We start from the raw sequence: 21,924 nt of genomic DNA on the forward strand, positions 1-21,924 counted from the left end.
TTTGACTCTTTGTTTTTTTTCTCCAAATCTCTTGACTTAGAGAAGGTTTTTGTTTATTTTAGGACTTAGAAATCTATTTCTTTGTCCTGATTATTTATTACAAGGACTTAATAGAAGTAGTGCTGTTCTACTTTCAAACTATTGAGTTGTCTAGGTTCGGGCGTTGGTTTGAGTTTTTGTGTCTCTCACCCGCGCATTTACTAATCTAGCAACTCTATCTTGATGTGTCAACCCCTTTTCTCAATTTTTTTCGGGAAATAGATAATTTTACGAAATTATTTGAGCTGTATTTCTTATTTGGCAAGCTTTTAAGCATTTGAAGATTTTACAAAAAAAATTATACTGACTTTGCAAAGTCAACCAAATAATGTCCATTTTATGATTCAAGAAAAATTGATACTAATTTTTGAAAAGTATTCTTACCTATAATCATCAAAATAATCGGGCAGAATAAACAATATACTTTATACTTTTTTGCTGAGATAGTGGTCGTAAAAATATGAGGAAAAATATTAAATGGTTTTTAGTATGACTGTTCATGTTCTATGGCCTAACTCTTAAGCAAAAATTTTTTTCAGAAAGCCATTTAAAGGTTTTGACATTCCCCATATCTATAGTATTGAGGCGATTCTTGGTTCATAGAGCATATTTGCAATATCAAAGGGGAATACTCACAATTCCTGACTTATCTTTCCAAATAGGTCTATCCCTTATCTATAAGTCTTAGAAGTATTGCAGGGTTGGGAGTCTAGGGAGTCGAAGAATGTGAAGTTTCTGAAGCGTTATTAACTTTTAGTCACCTCTGTAAAGAATGATAAATGGCAGGCAAGTCTTGACTTCTCGAGCAAACCTCTCTCCTCGTCTAACCTATCCTGTAAGGAATTCAAGAGATGTGGGTAAAGCATAGCCAAATACAAATAGGTACGTATGGTGTACGATTTTTAATCCTATGACATGGATTCCAAAAAATTATACTAAATTTACCATTTTTAGTTTTTATGCTTGAGACATAATTAGTTTTGCAGTGTTATTCCCATAAATAGTGAAACTCAAAGGTATTACTTTGAAAACCCGAAAATTAAAATCACTCTGTATCCTAGAGGAGAGAAATTTAACCTCCCTAATTACTATTATTAAGGTTATCCCAATTAGAGGACTGAGCTAAAATGGCCTAAGAATGTTATCCTAGGTACAGGCAATTTATTTAGTATCTGGATTTTTGGTGAATGAAAAATTACGCTTCCATTGCCATTGGTATTAATCAATACGAGTTTCTTGAACCTCTTAGTTATGCTCAACAGGATGCAGAGGCACTCCATAGTTTTTTAGTAAACGAAACAAGTTTTTCAGAAGAACAATGTCTATTATTAAGTGACAATACTTCAAGACCAATATGGCAACAGCCAACTTATCCTACTAGAGAAAATATACTAAATATTATTGAAGGCTTTTGTCAAAAGCAATTGCAAGTGGAGAACTTTCTCTGGTATTTTTTCAGTGGTTATGGTGTGAGCTATCAAAATCAAGACTACTTGATGCCTATTGATGGCAATCTTCAAGACCCTGCAGCAACGGGAATATCAATAAGGAAGCTACTAGAAGATTTGAGTAAGTCTCCCGTAGAACAGGTTTTGGTTGTGCTAGACATGAAGCATGGCCGTTTGCCAGGAATAGACAATCAACTTGGTGTTCAAGCAGTGGAGGTGGCTAAAGAGTTAGAAATACCTTTGTTACTATCATGTCATCCTAACCAGGTCTCGGAGGAAACTTCTGCACTGCGGTTAGGATTTTTTACAGCGGCTCTTTTGGAAGGATTGTATTCTGGAAAATGTAGAACGCTAAAAAATCTTGATGATTTCTTAAGTCATCGCTTACCAGAGTTATGTGCTGAACATGGGCGAATAAAGGAAAATCCGCTGATGATGGTGAATCCTACTGATAAAATGAATCAAATAATTTTACCTGAAAAGGTTCAGGTTGATTCTAATTTTGCTCCAGAAAAGGTGGGTGTAATGGTTGAATCTTTGGTGGGTTCTAGAGCAACAAAACAAGTTTCAAATTCTGTAAAAACTTCTATGACAACAAAAACTACCCAAACAGAGATGGTAAATAGGAGTATGAATAACAATAATAATACAGTTATATCTCAAGGAAATAGCAAAAGTTATATAAAACAAGTGGAAATGTCTGAAAATATTGCTCAAAACATACAGCCTGATAAATCCTTTTTACAAAAGTTAATTGTAGGAAGTAGTCTCACTTCTTTAGTGCTTCTGTTGGGTGTATTTGTAACTAATAGATCTATATTTTTGGGTAAAAAGGTAGTGGATGAGGGTAATTTATCTACTATCAAAACGGAGGAGGATAATTCATCAAAGGCTATTTTAGCTCCATTAACTGTGGTATCTGCTTCTGAGGATCAATCTACGGCAAACATTTCTACTACAGAAGGGAATCGGCAAAAACAAGCAGAAAATAAACTATCAGCAAATCAATTAATATTATCTGAAGCTGTAACTGCACTTAATTTAGTTTCAGCTTCTAATTTTAGTCAGGCAATTATTAAAGCTTCTAAAATTCCTCAAGGCGATCCACTCTATCCAGAAGCACAAAATCAAATAGAACGCTGGAGTTTGACTATTTTTGATATAGCTAGTGGACGAGCATTAAAAAAAGATTATGATGGTGCAATTAATGCAGCTAAATTAGTACCTCGAAATATAACACCAATTTATCAGGAAGCACAGTTGGCCATCGCCGAATGGGAGCCACAAGTAGCTAAACAAAAACAGGAAGTTGAAGGGTTTAATGATGCATTACTTAAATCTGCGAAGGAACAGATTAAACCTGGACAAGCTTCTTCTTATATTAAGGCAATTAATGAAGTTCGTAAAATTCGCTCTGGTGAGCCTAAATATGAAGAAGCTCAAAAACTAATTGCTCAGTGGAGTAATACAATTTTTAGTATCGCTAAAGTACGAGCTAAGAATAAAAATTTGAGTGAGGCTATTTTAGCTGGTGAGTTAGTTCCTTCTGGCACTCCAGCTTATGAGTCTGCTCAAAAAGCATTGGCAGATTGGAAAAGCCAAAAACAAATAGAGAAAAAAAGGTGATTAACAAAGTCAGAAGTCAGAAGTTGACGGATGTAACGGGGATTTGAGCAAGGCTCCAAAAACGTGTAGCCTTAAAAGGAGGGGTTTTAGATCCAATTATTTTGATAAAATGGGCTATCAGATATATGGCTGATTAATGTAAGAATATAGCACCTTTGAAAAACCTAGTCAATCCTAGACATTTTTAGGAATTGTCTCTCAAAGGTTGCAGATTAAGTCAAAACTTACTACGTTGGCTAAGTCAAGACCAGCATAAGTGAACTCCAGCTTATTTGCTGGTCGCTCTAAATTAAGGACAGCGTTTAATAGCGCCAATCGGAAGTAGGTTTTGTACCGAAGCGTGTTTAGGGCATCGACAAGCTTGGCCAACATAATCGAGGAACACTTGTAGGTGAAGTGAATCAGTTAAATTTTCAAACCACTCAAGCTTTAGCTGCTATTTGCAAAGGGCAAGGAGGCAGACAGAAAGCAGCGGTGAATAAATATGGATACCCCATAAGGTACAACCCACTAAAACCGATAAAAGGTTGGAATAGTGGAGATTTAGCATTGAATATTGAAACAGGGGAAGTAGGTAGAGTTAATCCACGCTCTTTCATCAAATAGTTTTAATTTCACAATGCCAGGACAAAAAGCTAAAAGTGTTCATGCCAGCAAATTAAAAGTTGTGCATAAAAAAGACGGTTATACCTATACATTTTGTCCACAGTTGTCCATAAATGTCAAGGAAAATGCCGTCTAAAACTTAACAGTCGAAGCAAAGGTTAGGACGCATAAAAAGCCTAAAACCTAGACAACGCAATATTTTTCCTTCTGCTCCCCCTTTCAAAGCTATGCTTTATAAACATTTTTCTTAACATAAAACTTGACAACATAGAGGAGTTATGTTTAAGTCTTGAATCGGCTTTTTCAGGAGAAAAGAGTATTGAAAAATACACTTTTTTATGAATGTAGACAGAATTCTTCCTCCCCCTCCTCCCCCTCCTCCCACAAGGGTTTCAAGAGTTCCTTATAAGGGATAGCTTGTCATTGGGGGGTAGGGGGGATGCCCTCTGCCTTCTGCCTTTTGCTATATCAGAATTTCTGTGAATCAGGAACTCATCTATAATATGATTTATCGCGAGCTTCAGTCCCAAAAATTCGATCGCGCTCTAGAGGCATTGATTCATCAGGCGTGTCTTGGTATTGGTGCTGATTATGCAGAGGTATGGATACCAAATAGTAATGGTAGTAGGATAGAATGTAGTTCAATTTGGTATGGAAAGTCTGATATTCAAGAATTACTAACAGAGTTTCATAGATATAGTCAGGAAATAACGTTACCACCAAACATTGGTATGCCGGGTAGGATTTGGGTTTCTCAACAACTAGAGTGGGAAAAGGATATTAGTAATTTATCAGAAACAGTTTATCTACGGACTAAAAAAGCGAGTGAAGTAGGTCTGAAAACAGCTTTAGGTTTTCCAATTATAGCTAATAATAGTGTTGTTGCGGTTATTATTTTTTATAGTAGAGAAATACGAGAATGTGATCCGAAGATAGTAGGGTTAATATCTACTTTTAGTAATTTAGGAACATTAATTTCAAGTATATCTACTCCAACAAGACTGCTGGATAATCAGGATTACTTTCGTTTAATGGTTGAAAGTAATTGTGATGCGGTAACAATTATAGATATTGGTGGGAATATTTTATATAATAATCCGGTTGTAGAAGAAGTATTGGGTTATCAATCACAAGAGTTAATAGGGAAAAATTTTCTTAATTTTGTTCATCCAGATGATTTTGTATTGGTTATAGATAAGTTAACACAAATTATTTATAATCCACAATTAATAGTAAAGATAGAGGCAAGATTTTATCATAATGATGGTTTATGGCATTTTTATGAAATGAGAATTAAAGATTTTCTCAGAACATCAGAAGTTGAACAAATAATAGTTTATAGTCGTGATATTTCAGGATTAAAGCAGGAAGGGTTATTACTGGAGCACGATTTTTTTTTTGCAGGGGAAATAATTAAAAATAGTAGAGATGGAATTGTAAAATTTGATGCTGAGTGTAATTGTACAGATTGGAATTATAGGATTGAAGAAATATCTGGAATTAGTAGAAAAGATGCTATTGATAAATCAATATTTGAAATATTTACTTTCTTGATAGATCAAAAAGTTTTAGAAGCAAAGAATGATTTTCATTGCCAAATAGTTAATAGTAATAAAGCTTTTAGTGAAACTATAAACCGCACTCTAGTAAGTCCTGAAGAAGAAATATTATTGGAATGTAATTATTTTCCTGTCAATGATGAAAATAATCAATTTATTGGTGGATTAATTACTATTTTTGAAATTCCTGAAAACCAGGAGATAGAGCAAAATAAACAAGAAAAAGAGATGTTGAAAGAGCTGCTACTGGAATATACACCTGTAGCAGCAGTTATTTTTGATGGAGATATGCGCTACTTATGGGCATCTAAACGTTGGTTAATTGATAGCAATTTGACAGAAAAAGATGTTATTGGGCGTACTCATTATGAAATTTTTCCTAATGTGGGCGATCGCTGGCAGCAAATTTTTACAGCTTGTCTAGCGGGAGAAGTGACAAAAGCAGAAGAAGAGCAGTTTCTCAAAGCGGATGGTTCCGTGGAGTGGATACGATGGGAAATGCACCCTTGGCAGAATAGCAAGGGTGAAATTGCTGGCATAATTATGTTTACTGAAGTAATTACTAATTACAAATTAGCACAGAAAGAATTTGCGGAGATCAATGCTAATTTACGACAAGTGCTGGATGCTGCTACAGAAGTTGCGATTATTGCGACGGATATTAATGGTGAGATTACTACTTTTAATTCTGGTGCTGAAAAACTATTGGGTTATTCTAGAAAAGAGGTAGTAGGTAAAGAAAATCTGACGTTTTTTAATCAAAAATCTCAGTTAGTAGAATGCAGCAAGGAACTAACTCAAAAATTTAATAACTCAATCAGAGATTTTGATGTTTTGGTAGAACCAGCAAAACAAGGAATTTGTGAACCCCAAGAATGGTATTGTGTCAAAAAAGATGGTTCTGATATTTTGGTAAGCTTGGTAATTACAGGTAAACGGGATAATCAAGGGAAAATCATTGGATTTGTTGGTGTTGCTACTGATATTACACAACAAAAACAGGCAGAAACAGAACTAAAGGAAACAGAAGCAGTAATTAGAGATATCTATGCAGCGGTTTCAGAAACTGACTTAGACTTAGAAGCTATTTTACAAAGAATTTTGGGTATTGGGCGAACACTATATAAAACAGAAATAGGCATTTTAGCCAAGATAACAGAAGAATCTTATGAAGTAGTCGCCTCTCAATTACCCTTGGGATTTCCTTTTCCGCTCGAAGCAGGACATACAACTGATGTAAAGCAGACTTATTGTAGCGAAACTATTCAAAAAAATGAACCAGTTAGTTTTGAAAGTGCTGGAAATTCAGAATGGCAGCATCATCCTGCTTATGCTCAGACATTTTTTAAGTTAGAAACTTATATTGGCTTTCGTGTCATGGTAGAAGGAAAAATCTATGGTACTCTCAGTTTTGCCAGTCCATATCCTAAACAAGAACCCTTTAAAGAAAGCGATCGCTACCTCTTGAAATTCATGGCCCAATGGGTAGGAAATCAAATAGAACTTCATTCCTCAAAGGCTGCCTTAGAAAACCAAATCAAACAAATTCTACTTCATAAACAGTTAACCACAAAAATCCATTCTACCTTAGATAGTAAGGAAATTTTTGAAACAGCGGTTATGCTAATCGGTAAGATATTTCAAGTAAATCGCTGCCTAATTTATTGCTATATTGCTGAACCATCACCCCAGATGCCTCTAGTAGCAGAATATCTTGAACCTGACTATCAATCAATGCAGGGTTTATCATTGATATTGAAAGAAAACCAAGACTTGGAAAAAGTATTGGCCCAAGACAAAGCTATTAGCAGGGAAAATGGCTACTTAGCTCCTTTATTAATGAAAGATACTGAGGTTTGTTGCTTATTAGAAGTTAAGTCAATATTAGCAGTTCGCACTTCCTACAAAGGAAAGGTGAATGGAGTGATTATTTTACATCAATGCGATCGCTATCGGACTTGGGTAAATGAAGAAATTGAGTTATTGGAGTCAGTTGCGACACAAGTAGGAATTGCTCTAGCACAAGCAGATCATTTAGATATGGAAAAACAAAGGCAAATTCAGCTACAAACTGAAAATGTAGAATTAGAAAAAGCAAAAGAAGAAGCTGAGTCTGCTAATCGAGCTAAAAGTGAATTTTTGGCAATGATGAGTCACGAAATTCGGACTCCTATGAATGCAATAATTGGGATGACAGGATTATTACTGGATACAAAATTAGATTCTCAACAATACGATTTTGTGGATACTATCCGTCAGAGTAGTGATTCATTACTGACGATTATTAATGATATTCTTGATTTTTCTAAGATTGAATCTGGCAGACTAGAGTTAGAAGATCAGCCATTTAATCTCCGAACTTGTGTAGAATCAGCTTTAGATTTAGTGGCTTCCCAGGCAGGTGCTAAAGGTTTAGAATTGGCATATATTATTGATCGAGGTACTCCCGAAGCGATAGTGGGGGATGTGACAAGGTTACGTCAAATACTTGCTAATTTACTTTCTAATGCAGTTAAGTTTACTGCTAGTGGGGAAGTGGTTATTTCAGTGAATGGGAAAACATGGTTAGTAGCTCATACCCAGTTATATCAAGATAAATACACTGATAATTATAAATACAGCATCAACTCTGCGATCAAAAAAATTCCTACACCCTTGAAAAATTTATATGAGATCGAGTTTGCTGTCAAAGATACAGGGATAGGAATTGCTGAGGATAGATTAAAAAGATTATTTAAACCTTTTACTCAACTTGATGCCTCCATGACTCGAAAGTATGGGGGAACAGGATTAGGTTTAGCCATTAGCAAACGTTTAAGTGAAGCTATGGGTGGAGATATGTGGGTGGAAACGGATTTAGGTAAAGGTTCTACATTTCATTTTACTATGATGGCAATGGCAACTGAAACTCCTTCAGAATCTGAACTGAAACAACTACAACCTGAACTGACTGGAAAAAGACTACTTATTGTTGATGATAATGCAACTAATCGCAAAATTCTTACTCTCCAGGTAGAATCTTGGGGAATGAAAGCGGAAGCAGTGGAGTCAGGAGCAGCAGCTTTGAAGTTAATTCGCTCTGGGAAAAAATTTGATATTGCGATATTAGATTTGCAAATGCCAGAAATGGATGGTTTAACTCTAGCAGAGGAAATTCAATCTATACCAGATTATCAAAGGTTACCTTTGGTTATGCTCAGTTCGGTAGGGAAACTGACATCAGCAGAAATTGCTGGCAGAGCTTTATTTGCAGCTTTTGTAAATAAACCAATTAAACAGTCTCATTTATATGAGATGTTAGTTTCGGTGCTAGGAAAACAAGTGATATCATTTAAACCGAAAATTTCAGAAGCAAAATCAATATGGAGTAATGAAGTAGAATTGACTTTGCCATTACGCATCCTGATAGCGGAGGATGTAGCTGTGAATTTGAAAGTAGCTTTACTGGTGTTAGAGAGATTGGGTTATCGTGCTGATGTGGCAAATAATGGATTGGAAGCTTTAGAAGCATTACGTCGTCAACACTACGATGTGGTTTTTATGGATGTACAAATGCCGGAAATGGATGGTTTAGAGGCAACAAGACGAATTTGCCAAATTTACCCTCAAGCTAAACGTCCTTGGATTATAGCTATGACTGCTCATGCGATGCAAGGCGATCGTGAAGAATGTTTGGCAGCAGGAATGAATGATTATATAAGTAAACCAGTTCGAGTAGAAGCATTAATCAAGGCATTACAAAATTATATTAGCTATAGACAGCAGGAGTCTGAAGCTAAAAGTCAGGAGGTAGGAATCGAAGCAGAAACAGAGGTTGATTTCAAATCAAATCAAGTTAATCAAGAGTTAATTCTAGAAGCAAGTGTAAATCTCCTGGAAAATCAAAATCAAATTGATGAATTATCAAGAAACACTCAGGAGTCAGGTAGGGGAGATATCGAACTGGGGAGTTATAAAATTCAGGAGGTAGGAATCGAAGCAGAAACAGGGGTTGATTTCAAATCAAATCAAGTTGATCAAGAGTTAATTCTAGAAGCAAGTGTGAATCTCCTGGAAAATCAAAATCAAACTGATGAATTATCAAGAAACACTCAGGAGTCAGGTAGGGGAGATATCGAACTGGGGAGTTATAAAATTCAGGAGGTAGGAATCGAAGCAGAAACAAAGGTTGATTTCAAATCAAATCAAGTTGATCAAGAGTTAATTCCAGAAGCAAATGTGAATCTCCTGGAAAATCAAAATCAACCAGAATTATATATTACTGTAGCAGATAATTTGGCATCAGAGGAAGACGAAAAAAGTGAAAGTTTATATTTAGTAAATTATCCCAACGGACAGACATCAAATTTTACCACTCCACCTATTGATAAATTAGTATTTGAATATCTAAAAGAGCAAGCAGCAGGAGGAGATGAAAGTATTTTAAAAGAAATAATTAATAGTTACTTAGAGGAAGCTCCTCAAAAAAGAGCAGCAATTATAGCAGCAGTAGAAAATCAAGATGCAGTTGAATTGAGAAATTCTGCTCATGCTCTAAAATCTCTTAGTTTAACTATGGGAGCTAATAATTTAGCTCAACTGTGTGGGAAATTAGAAGCAATAGGTAGGATGAGTACAACAGAAAATGCAGAAGAATTAATACAATTAATTAACCAAGAATATCATAAAGTTAAAACAGTGTTGAAATCGAAAATTTGAAATAAATTCGTAAGATGATTAAGCCTGATTTTTGGACTGTACCACCCCAAATATTAATAGTCGATGATGAGAAGACTATTCGACTAATACTACGTCGTATTTTGGAGAAAGATGGTTATAAAGTTATGGAAGCAACTAATGGAGAAGAATGTATAGAAATTTGTCAAAAACAATTAGTAAATATGGTATTACTGGATGCAATGATGCCAGAAATGGATGGTTTTACCTGTTGTGGTAAATTACATAAGTTATTGGGAGAAAATAGTCCACCAGTATTAATGATTACAGTGCTTGACGATCAAGCATCTGTTGATTTAGCATTTCAAGTAGGGGCAACGGATTATGTGACTAAACCTATTCACTGGGCAGTTTTACGTCAACGAGTTCGGCGTTTATTGGAAATTCAATGGGCAATGAGTGAATTACGACGACAAGTGGAAAAACAGCAGATGTTGACTGAAAAATTAGAAAAAGTCAATCAAGAATTGGAGCGTTTAGCTTCTGTAGATAGTTTAACAATGATTCCTAATCGTCGCCAATTTGATAAGTTTATAGAAACTGAGTGGAAACGTGCTCAGAGAAATGATTTACCATTATCAATTATAATATGCGATGTAGATTTTTTTAAAGCTTATAATGATACTTATGGCCATCCAGAAGGAGATACTTGCTTAAAGAAAGTTGCTGATATTATTATTCATAGTGTTAATCGTCCTGCCGATCTAGTAGCTCGTTATGGTGGTGAAGAATTTGTAGTTGTTTTGCCAGAAACAGATAGAAAAGGAGCAGTTTATATTGCAGAAAAAATTCGTCAAAGTATTAAAAATGCTTCTATTCCTCATCAGGGTTCAAAAGTTACTAATTGTGTCACTATTAGTTGTGGAGTTGCTACTAGAATATGCTTAGGTAAAAAAAACTCTGAATGTCAACTTAGCGATCTGATTAGGAAAGCAGATTTAGCACTTTATGAAGCTAAATCTCAAGGACGCAACCGAGTTTGTGTTAATTCCAGAAGTTAAGCAATTATGATTATAGATAGATACAGCAGTTTGGTATTTGATGAAGTTGATATCTAGCAGGAAAAAAGTTAAAAGTTATAGCGCTACGCGCTAGGGAATAGGGAATAGGGAATAGGGAATAGGGAATAGTAAACTGTCAAAGGGTTTTTCTGATAGGGAAATGCTCCGCAAACAGGATTTAGAAATGTCCTAATCTTTGCTTCGACTGCTATAAAAGTTAAAAGTAATCTATGAGACAGGAAAACTTTGACTACAGATGAACAATTTCTGATTTTAGTCCCTTTATTATGCTTTGAGTAAATAATACTAATTCGGCATTGGTGACATAAGATATGAAATTCCATTCGGACTAAGATTTATAGCAAGGAAAAAAGTTGTTTTAACTACTGATTAAGTAGGTAGGCATAAATAAAGATTAAAACCAAAAATCTGAAAAAGAACCTATAAATAGGTTATCAAAAAGTTTTCACCGCGTGTGAATTTTCATTCCTATTGTGCGGATAATTACAGCACTTTTTAGGATGGTGAGGTATACTAGAAGACTAATCTCTCTTACCTATCTACTAAAACGATAAAACTTTGTACCTTACTAACTCCAAAAATGCTGTAAACCTATCTGCTTACTAACTACTTGAATTTGGTATATTTCCTAAGCAATTCTTTCTTAGCTATATTAATTTTAAGGAATAGGGAATAGGGGGATTACAGCGCTTTTCAGTTGAGTAGACCATAAAACTGTTGTAGAAGTAATGAGTAAGGAGTAATGAGTAAGGAGTAAGGAGTTAGGAGTCAGTATCATTGTGGTTTATTCATATGAAAACCGCTGTAGGATAGGGAACAAGCAAAAAATATTCTTACTAGAAACCCTTTCGGAAACCGGGGTTTGTGTTAGAGATCCCACAATATTAATATCTGGAGCAAACAAACTAGAAATCGGTTTTTTTGGGGTAAGTCCTGATTTTAGAGCGCTGATTTAACCAAGGCTAACAAAAGTTCTAATTAAGAATAGTTGAGGTAAAAATGATGGTAATTTTAACAGTAAAAAAGCTGTTCAAAAAACTGAGAAGTTATCTAACTTCAGAAAATACTATTTTCTGGAAAAATGGTCAAGTGTCATTGGGAGTTGTTTTGTTCATATCTTTGATTACTCCCATATATATTACGGTGGGATTTTTCTGGTGGACATTATTACAAAAGGAAAGAAGTTCAGTTAAACAATTAGCAACTCAATTTAATTTGAAAATTGGTCATTATGTTAGTCAGGATTTAGATGATTATTTAGAAGCTGTTGATTTAATCTATCAAATTAACCAAGATTTAATTAAGTTTGGGTTATTAAATTTTAATGATTTAACGGTTACAAGAAGTTTGTTTTTGCAGGAAATTAAACGGTTTAATGTTGGTCAGATTAATTTTGGCAGTACCAATGGGGAATTTGTGGGAGTTAAGAGAAATAATGATCAGAGTTTGGTCATTAGATTAATAACTAAATCTAATTCAGAAATGATGGTGGAATCTGTCATAGACTCAAGAGGGAATATTACAGAAATATCTAAAAGTTACGAAGATAATTATCAAACTGAAAGTTGGTATGAAGATGCAGTTAAGGCAGGTAAACCTCTCTGGAGTAAAGTTTATAATCGGGATGAATCAGAAGAATTATTTGCTATATCAGCGAGTTATCCAGTCTACAATCAGAATAATAGTCTGATTGGAGTCTTAGCGGTTGAGTTACCAATTTCACAAATTAATAAGTTGCTTCATACAGTAAATATTAGTGAATCTGGTGTGATTTTTATTATAGAAAAATCTGGGTCAATTGTAGCTAGTTCTTTGAATGAAACATCGGAGCCTAAATTTGAAATTCCTGGTAAGCAGTTACCTATTACTAAAGTGCAGGAAAAATTATTTCTTGAAATAATAAATGAATCAACCAGTTTTAATCAGTTAGAAAAAAAACAACAATTAGAATTGGAATTTCAAGGAAAACAATATTTTGTGGAGGTAATACCCAGGGAAAATAAAAATGGCTTAGATTGGTTGATTGTAGTAGCTGTGCCAACATCAGAATTTATGGCACAAATTAATCAAAATACTAAACTGACTATTTTCTTATATTTATTAGCAATAATTATAGCTACTTACTTAGCTATGTTAATATCTCGCTGGATAACTCAACCAATATACAAATTATTAAAAGTCACTCAAAAAAGTGATATTACTGAAGAGGATTTATCCCTAAAGCAAGAGATAGTTAAGTTTACAGAAATAGAAGATTTAGCAGAATCTTTTAAGCAGATAAATGAGGAGCTAAAAAATAAATTTCGAGAAAGCGATCGCTTTTTTGATCTTTCTGTTGATTTATTGGCAATTATTGGTACTGACGGTTATTTTAAACAGCTTAATTCAAGTTGGTCAAAAATTTTAGGCTATAGTATAGAAGAACTATTAGCAGTACCTTATCTTGAATTTGTACATCCAGAAGACCTAGATATTACTGTTGCCGAAACAAAAAGGGTTTCTGAGGGTGCTATAACTTTTAATTTCCAGAACCGTTATCGTGCAAAAGATGGTTCTTATCGGTGGTTAGCTTGGAATAGCGTTCCTTTGTTAACGGAAAATTTAATCTATACAGTGGTACGAGATATTACAGATGAAAAACAATCTATAGAACAGCTTTTTATTAATCAAAGACAATTAATAGAAGCTGAAAAAATTGCTGGTATGGGAACTTGGGAAAATGATTTAACTACAGGTGAGTTTAGATGTTCAGAACAATTATATTTTATTTTGGGTTTACCTTTGCAATCAAATTTTGTAAGTAGGGAAGATTATTTAAAATTAGTTCATTCTGATGATTTACCAACAATAGAAAAAGCATTTGATTCGGCAATTAACCAGGGTCAAAATTTCAAAATTGAGCAAAGAATATTATGCCCCGATGCTACAGTCAAACATATATTAATTAGCGGAAAATCTATTGTTGATCGGGCAGGTAAAATCATCAAACTTTTCGGCACGGTTTTAGATATTACGGAACGCAAGCAAACAGAAATAGCATTACGAGAAAGTGAAGACAAGTTTTATCAAATAGCGGAAAATATTAACAGTTTTTTCTGGATACAAGAACTGCAAAATCATCAAACTATTTATGTTTCTCCTAGCTATAAAAAAATCTGGGGTTATAGTTGCGATGACTTATACGCATCACCAGACTCTTTTCTAGATGTTATTCATCCAGAAGATCGCCCGAAAGTCGGGAAAACTTTAGCAAATTCCTTGGAAACAAAAGCAGAAGAAGAATGTCGCATTGTACTACCTAACGGGGAAATACGTTGGATATTGATTTGTGCGTTTCCGATCAAAAATCAGGCAGGGGAAGTTTATAGAATAGCTCGAATAGTACAAGACATTAGTGAAGATAAGGTGGTAGATACAAAGCTACAACTGATTCAAGAACGACTACAACTTGCATTAGAAACTTCAGGAGATGGTTTATGGGATTGGAATATTATTACAGGGAAATGTTATTACAGTGTGCGATGGTTAGAAATGTTAGGTTATGATAAAAATGATCTATCTGGAAATTTTAACAGTTGGGAGATGCTAATTCACCCGGAAGATAAAGATTGGGTGATGGATGCTTTGAATTTACATTTAGAAGATAGTTCGTTTATTTTTGCCTTCGACTATCGACTACGAACTAAATCAGGGCAATGGAAGTGGATAGCAACTTATGGTAAAGTAGTAGCTCGAGATGAAACGGGTAAACCAGTGAGAATGATTTGCACTCATACAGATATCAGCGCTCGCAAAGCAGCAGAAGTAACTCTCCAGCAACAACTAAAATTAGAAAAACTGGTTTCCACTATCTCTACTAGTTTTATTAATCTTAATCCTAACGAAGTTGATAGTAGTCTGCAAAGAGCATTAAAACAGGTTGGTGAGTTAACAGGTGCAGATCGTAGTTATCTATTTTTAGTAAATAGTGATCGAATTGAAGTTAGCAAGATTTATCGATGGTTTGCTAAAGCAATAGAAGGTAAAATTAACAATCTACAAAATCTTCCCATAGATGATTTACCATGGTTAATGGAGCAACTCTATAAATTTGAAGTAGTGCACATACCTCTAGTCTCGAATTTACCTCTGGAAGCAAGCATTGAAAAACAAATACTCTCAGCACAGTCAATTCAATCTTTGTTATGTATCCCTATGGTTTCTGGAAGCAAATTAATCGGTTTTATTGGGTTCGATGGAATTCGTCAATTATGCAAATGGACAAATTCTACAATTAATCTGTTAAAAATTATCAGTGAGATTTTTGTTAGTGCTTTAGAATATCAGGAAGCAGAGTTAGCACTTCGGGAAAGCGAACAACGCTTTCGGATGATGGCAGATAGCGCTCCCGTATTAATTTGGATGTCCGGAAGGGATTGCCTTTTTAGCTATTTTAATCAAACCTGGTTAAACTTTACTGGACGTACTTTAGAACAAGAAGTAGGGAATGGTTGGCAACAGGGTATCCACCCTGAAGATTTGGAAAATTATCTGGAAACTTACCAAGCAAATTTTCGTAATCGCCAACCATTTACTATTGAATATCGCTTGAGAAGAACAGATGGTGAATATCGTTGGGTTTTCGATACAGGGGTTCCCAGATTTAATCTGAATAATAGCTTTACTGGTTATATTGGTAGTTGTATTGATATTAGCGATCGCAAACAAGCAGAAGCACAAATTCAAAATTCTCTCCAGGAAAAAGAAGTTTTGCTCAAAGAAATTCATCACCGAGTTAAGAATAATCTACACATTATTTCTAATTTATTAGATTTACAGTCAGATTATATTGAAGATCAAAAAGTTCTAGAATTATTTACTGAGAGCCAAAATCGGATTCAAACAATGGCTTTGATCCATGAACAACTCTATCAGTCAAAAGATTTAGGGAAAATTGATTTTAGTGAATATATTCATACTCTAATGGATAATTTATTATGTTCCTACATTAATAGAGAAAGTATAATTAATCCGATAATTAATGTAGAATCTATAAGTCTGAATTTAGAAACAGCAATTCCTTGTGGTTTGATAATTAATGAGTTGGTAACTAATTCCTTAAAATATGCTTTCCCTAATGGTAAAAATGGGGAAGTTGGAATTGAATTACATCAAGATGAACAGGAAAAAATTTACCTCACAATTAGAGATAATGGTATTGGAATACCCGCAGATTTTGATTTGCAGAATAGTTCTTCTTTAGGCTTAAAGTTAGTGCGGATTCTCTCTAAACAATTAAAAGCTGAAATAGAGTTTGATGGTACTCAGGGGACAGTGGTTAATTTAAGATTTTCTCCTCTTAAGTATAAACCCAGATTTTAATCTATTCTTTAACAATAAATCTTGAAATCTTTAGGAAAATACGGAGTGGTTCAACAATTAATAATTAATAATGAATAATTAATAATTACCTCTTCTTTTCAAGGAGAGGATTGACTCAAAAGAGAATTTTTATTTATTATCTCCTTAAAAGGGGAGGCTTTAAACCAAAATTTTTCGGTAATGGGAAATGGGGAGTAGGAAAATACTATGGTATAATATGAAACCCGCTTGACTTGGAATTAATAAAAAACCAGATTTGTGGGAGGTCGATTTTAGTATTGTAGGGCATTTGATACAAACCCGGTTTCTCTGCTTTTTGCCTTGGAATTAATAAGAAACCAGATTTGTGGGAGGTCGATTTTAGTATTAGACATTTCCAGAAAAGAGGGAACAGGGAACAGGAAACAGGGAACCGGGGGAACCCACCCCTAACCCCTCCGAGGAAGGGAGTAATTGATAATTTATCAATAAGAATTGATTTGATTTTTGATTATCGGAGATGTCTATTAGACATCTCCGAAAAAAATATAGATTTTTTGCCAAAGCAGGGAAGACTTAACTGGGAACAGGCAACAAGGAATAGGGAAAAGTGAATTAATTTTCATAAAAAAAATACTAAAAATGATTTTGGAGGGTAAGTTTAACAATTCTAGTCTATCTTAAATAAAGGGCAAGTTTATTTTTTGGAGATATCTATTGTAGGGCATTTTATCCAAACCCGGTTTCTCTGCTTTTTTCCACGCTCTACTTATTGGATTTGATATAATCTATATATTGTATACAATTAATTTATCTAACTTATACAGGAAAAATTTTATGAATATTAATCAAAATACTTCTGAAACTCCTACGAAAATTTTAGTTGTTGAAGACGAACTAATTGCTGCGGAAAATATTGCTAGAAATCTTAAAAAATTAGGATATGAAGTAATTGGAATTGTAGACTCTGGTGAAGAAGCTATTGAAGCTGCAACAAACAACCATCCAAATTTAGTGCTAATGGATATTATGCTTCAAGGAGATTTAGATGGTATCGAAGCTGCTGGACATATTCGTTCTGAATTAAAAATACCTGTTATTTATATGACTGCTTATGCAGATGATGATACATTGGGGCGGGCAAAATTAACCGAACCTTACGGTTATTTAGTCAAACCATTTAAACCTCAAGCTTTAAGAACTACAATTGAGATTGCTCTGCAAAAATATCAAGGAGAACAAGCAGTAGAGTTATCCTACATTAAAGAAATTGAACAGGTAAAAAATCAGCTCGAAGGGTTAACAAATCAAGAGGAGCTAGCTGCTCTGACGAGTCGAATCATTCTGTCAGATAAGTTTGCTAAATTTGTTAGTAAAATCCACGCTCTTAAGAAAGATTTTTCACCAACTATTTCTGTGATTTGTTTAGGCATTAATCGCTTCAAGCGTATCAATGATTTAGGATACGAATGGGGGGATTTATTAATTAAATCTATAGTTAAAAAAATTCAGGAATTTATTCCTCAAAACAGTATTATTGCTCGCTTAAATACAGATGAATTAGTAATTATATTGGAACCAATTAATACGAAAAGCGAAACTACAGTTATAATCGAAAATATTTTAGAGCAATTTACTCAACCTTATGTATTAAAGCAACAAAAGTTTTTGATTAGTGCTAATGCTGGAATTAGTATTTATCCTGTTGATGGTGAAAAACTTGGAAAATTACTTTTAAAAGCCAGGAATGCTATGGAATATTGTCGAATACAAGGAGATAATCGATATAATTTTTATAAAAAAGAAGCAGGCAAATATCAAAGTACTAATACATTACAATTAGAGAATGATTTGTATTCAGCTTTGTCAAATAAACAATTTAAAATTTACTACCAACCAATAGTTAATTTAAAAACAGGTCAAATTGTTGGTGCTGAAGCTCTAATACGCTGGCAAACTTCTGATGGTTCAATAATATTACCCGGACACTTTTTACCATTAGCAGAAGAAACCGGATTAATTGAAGCAATAGGGGAATTTGTTTTGAAAAGTGCTTGTGAAGATGTTAAAGCTTTGCAAGATATTGGTATAGGAAAAATACGAGTAGGAGTTAACATATCTGCTCGTCAATTAAATCAATTAGATTTACGCCAAAGATTAGTTAAAGTTCTTTTAAATAGTGGTTTAGCTCCTAATTATGTAGAGTTAGATATTAATGAAACTATTTTGATGACAAACGAAACAACAGCTATTAGAAGTTTACATGGTCTAAAAACTTTAGGTATTCAAATTGCTATAGATGATTTTGGTACAGGTTATTCTTCTTTAAGTTATCTGGAAAAATTTCCTATTGATTCGATAAAAATTAATCAGAACTTTATTAGAAAAATTGATCTTAATTCGACTAACCAAATTATAACATCAGCAATTATTTCAATGGCTCAGAAACTAAATATACGAGTCATAGCTGAAGGAGTCGAAACTGAGGAAGAATTGGCTTTTTTAGTTAAAAATAAATGTGATGAACTTCAAGGTTATGTATTTAATCGCCCATTACCTTTGGTAGAATTTGCCTCTTTAGCAGAATCTTTAGCTAGTTGTCCTCAAATGATTAATGATTGGATAAATCAACAAAAAAAACAAGTAATATCATTGACGGATGAACAGCTTTAACGAAGTCAAATCAGTTCAAAATTCTTGCATTATTAATTCGCTCATTATAACCTCTGCCTGATCAAATCAATTCAAAATTCAAAATGATTAATTCAAAATGATTAATTCGCTCATTATAACCTCTGCCTGATCAAATCAATTCAAAATTCAAAATGATTAATTCAAAATGATTAATTCGCTCATTATAACCTCTGCCTGTTTGCGCAGCATTCTGCAGGAAATAAGGAAAATATTTTTGATTTTTTCGTTCTGAAGAACGAGGCTTAAATCCTTTAATTAAACAGAAAAAATTATTGAAATTAAGGAATGAACCAAAATTTTTGAACTTTGAATTTTGAATTTTGAATTAAAAAAGATCATATTAGTTATTATTTTTATCAACTTTCATGGATTTCATCTTATTCTCTGAAATAGGAATTACCTCCCAGTTATGTGCTTCTAGAATAGGTTTAATATCCATAACTGCTTTATGTCGTAAAGCAATAACTTGTTTAACCTTACAAAGTCCCTCTAACTGAATTTTATCCATAGAAACTGCTCGACTAACTGTTTCATTATTTTTACAATATAGATATCCAGTAGCCTGATTACCTACACCTTGAAGCTTAAGATGATATAATTGAACATCTTGATAAAGAAAGTGATTTGGAGTAACAATGATTCTGCTTTTATTCATTAATATTTTCCATCAAGTAAAGTTATTACATAACCTCCTAGTTTAACTATAAAGTAGAATTTTTTTTATCTAAAGTAGAATTAATTTTTTCTACCAGTTTTTCTTTATCTGTTTCTGGTTTTGTTAGAAATGTTTGCGACTTATAAAGTTCTCTATTTTTATCTTCAATAGAACAGAAATTAACTGGTTTTGTATCTAAGTTGAGCTGTTGAATTAATGCTTCTAACTCATCTAATGTTTTCTCAGAGCGCTGATTATTTTCTACAAGAGACTGAGCAATATTTTTACCAGTTTCAGCCAAATTATTAAGTTCAGAAATTTTCGGAATCAATTTATTAGTGATTTCATTCATTTCACGGCCTGCTTCAGATGTTTCACTCACCAATTTTCCAATCTCATTAGTTATATGGCTAAAACCACTAAGTTGTGAACCTGAATTACTAGCAACGATAGAAGCTTGTATCGCTAAATGCTCTGCTTGCTTACTAATTCTTTCTATTTTATTTGATGTAGAGTTAATTAGCTTTAGATCATTTGTAAACAACTGACCAATATTAACAATTTTATTCATATTTTTATTGATTTTTTGTACACCTTCAAATGTTGCAGAAAATGCTTTTCTTCCCTCCTGAGAAATGAAACCAGTAATTTCTTTCAGCTTCTGGTTCAGATTCTTAATTTGTTTCGATTGACTAATTAGTTCATTATGTTTTTTTTCTAATAACTTATTTCTCTCTAAAATTTCTTGTTTCTGTACTTTTAAGGCTTCGGTATGTTGCTTAAGTTTATATTGTTTACTTTGTAGCTGCATCAAACAATTTTTAGCCGAATTTTTGTAACGAGATAGCTCATTATTGACTTCTTTTATACTATGAGATTGAGCTAAAATTAAAGTTTGAAAAGTTAGTAAAAAATAAACGCAAAAATCAGAATTTTTTTTGCTAAGAAATTTAACGACAAGTGGTTCATAAATTGTTTGATCAGAACGATTTAATGCTATTTGTACAGCCAAGTGAATTTTTTCTTCAGCAGATAATATCAAACAGTTATCAAAAGATTTATTAGCCTTTAAAAAATATTCAATGGGACGTTTCATAAATAGTTCTTTTCCATAAGGAGAACTCATTTGTTCGTGAAAGTAATTTCGAGAAATCATCCCTAAAAACTTTTGATCAGAGGCAACTATAACTCCAGGTAACTCAGATTGTTGATTAAACTGAAATGCCACTAATTCTACTGGAGTCATCGGACTTACTTGGAAATCTATCAAAGGTAATTCTCTGAGAGTAGACTCAGAATTTAGTTTCGGTAGATTAATAATTGATTCTAGAGTATTTGCCATATTACACAACCCACTTAATTCATAAAATAGCTTCAATAATTAATAATTAACAATTAATAATTAATAATTACCTCTTCTTAAAAAGAAGAGGATTGGTTAAAAAGAATTTTTTTTCTTTTGTCTCCTTGAAAGGAGAGGCTTTAAACCTTGATTTTTCGGTAAGAAAAATTTAGGGAAATTTAATCATCAGGATTCTAACTTATTCTATATTTTATTAGCTTAGAGATTGTTTGTAAAGGAAATACAAAATAGGGAATAGGGAATAGGGAATAGGGAATTATTTGTCACAAAAAAATTTACCATAACTTTAAGAATATGAATACTGATCCCCCCGCCCCTACAGACTGATTTCTATCTATAGCTTTATTCCAGCTTGAAGATTTAGTTGCTCAACAAGTCTATTAACACTTAGAGTACGCTCCAATCTCTTATGAGGTAAATTAATATCTTTAAAGAATTTCTATAGATACTGGTTTATTATATATAGCGTTTCCCAGAGTCTAATGGTACATCTATATTTTATTTTTATTCTATTCCCAGTTAAGTGTTCCCAGTTAAGTGTTCCCTAAAACCTAGAATTTTGTACCTCACGCTTTTTGGGAATTGCTATATATTATTATCCTAAGAAATTTTATTAAGAAGAATGCTACAAAAAGGAAATTATATCAAATCCGCTGGCAATCGAAGTCTTTAAGAAAGCGAGTTTATGGGAGGTAGATATTAGTATGGTGAGGCATTTAATATCAACCCGGAATAATATGCTTTTTACACCGATACTACCGGATTTGGTATTATAAATTGATGCTACTAAAGTAAAGACAATTTATAAATTTTATCGACAATATCTATAGTGCTACCCACAGGTAATGCCTTTAAA

Annotated in this window: 8 protein-coding genes; 6 read left to right on the forward strand and 2 right to left on the reverse strand. The window is 33.4% G+C overall.

The window, feature by feature from the left end; genetic code table 11:
* Positions 1 to 1,226: 1,226 nt before the first annotated feature.
* From F6K40_RS19165 to F6K40_RS19190, 6 genes are all read left to right on the forward strand, one after another.
* Positions 1,227 to 3,113: a caspase family protein gene (locus tag F6K40_RS19165; protein WP_293138657.1), complete on the forward strand. Its 1,887-nt coding sequence runs from the start codon at positions 1,227 to 1,229 to the stop codon at positions 3,111 to 3,113.
* A 396-nt stretch (positions 3,114 to 3,509) separates the two neighbouring features.
* Complete coding sequence (locus F6K40_RS19170) at positions 3,510 to 3,719, forward strand: hypothetical protein (RefSeq protein WP_293138659.1); 210 nt, start codon at positions 3,510 to 3,512, stop codon at positions 3,717 to 3,719.
* 503 nt (positions 3,720 to 4,222) lie between these two features.
* Positions 4,223 to 9,976 carry a PAS domain S-box protein gene (locus F6K40_RS19175; protein WP_293138661.1) on the forward strand — a complete coding sequence of 1,918 codons (5,754 nt, stop codon included), beginning with the start codon at positions 4,223 to 4,225 and terminating at the stop codon, positions 9,974 to 9,976.
* Between the two features lie 14 nt (positions 9,977 to 9,990).
* Complete coding sequence (locus tag F6K40_RS19180) at positions 9,991 to 10,995, forward strand: GGDEF domain-containing response regulator (protein WP_293138663.1); 1,005 nt, start codon at positions 9,991 to 9,993, stop codon at positions 10,993 to 10,995.
* Positions 10,996 to 12,015: 1,020 nt separating this feature from the next.
* Entirely contained in the window at positions 12,016 to 16,377 is a 4,362-nt protein-coding gene (locus F6K40_RS19185; protein ID WP_293138665.1) for a PAS domain-containing protein, read from the forward strand.
* 816 nt (positions 16,378 to 17,193) lie between these two features.
* Complete coding sequence (locus F6K40_RS19190) at positions 17,194 to 19,029, forward strand: putative bifunctional diguanylate cyclase/phosphodiesterase (protein WP_293138667.1); 1,836 nt, start codon at positions 17,194 to 17,196, stop codon at positions 19,027 to 19,029.
* A gap of 361 nt (positions 19,030 to 19,390) precedes the next feature.
* On the opposite strand, the gene F6K40_RS19195 is transcribed toward F6K40_RS19190, so the two are convergent.
* A complete protein-coding gene (locus tag F6K40_RS19195; RefSeq protein WP_293138669.1) occupies positions 19,391 to 19,705 on the reverse strand; it encodes a hypothetical protein in 315 nt (104 codons plus the stop codon).
* Positions 19,706 to 19,751: 46 nt separating this feature from the next.
* The gene (locus tag F6K40_RS19200; RefSeq protein WP_293138671.1) at positions 19,752 to 21,047 is read right to left on the reverse strand and encodes a hypothetical protein; all 1,296 of its coding nucleotides are present in this window, start codon (positions 21,045 to 21,047) and stop codon (positions 19,752 to 19,754) included.
* Positions 21,048 to 21,924: the final 877 nt, after the last annotated feature.

Origin of the sequence: Okeania sp. SIO3I5, assembly GCF_010672085.1 — a bacterium.
Classification (GTDB): Bacteria; Cyanobacteriota; Cyanobacteriia; order Cyanobacteriales; family Microcoleaceae; genus Trichodesmium.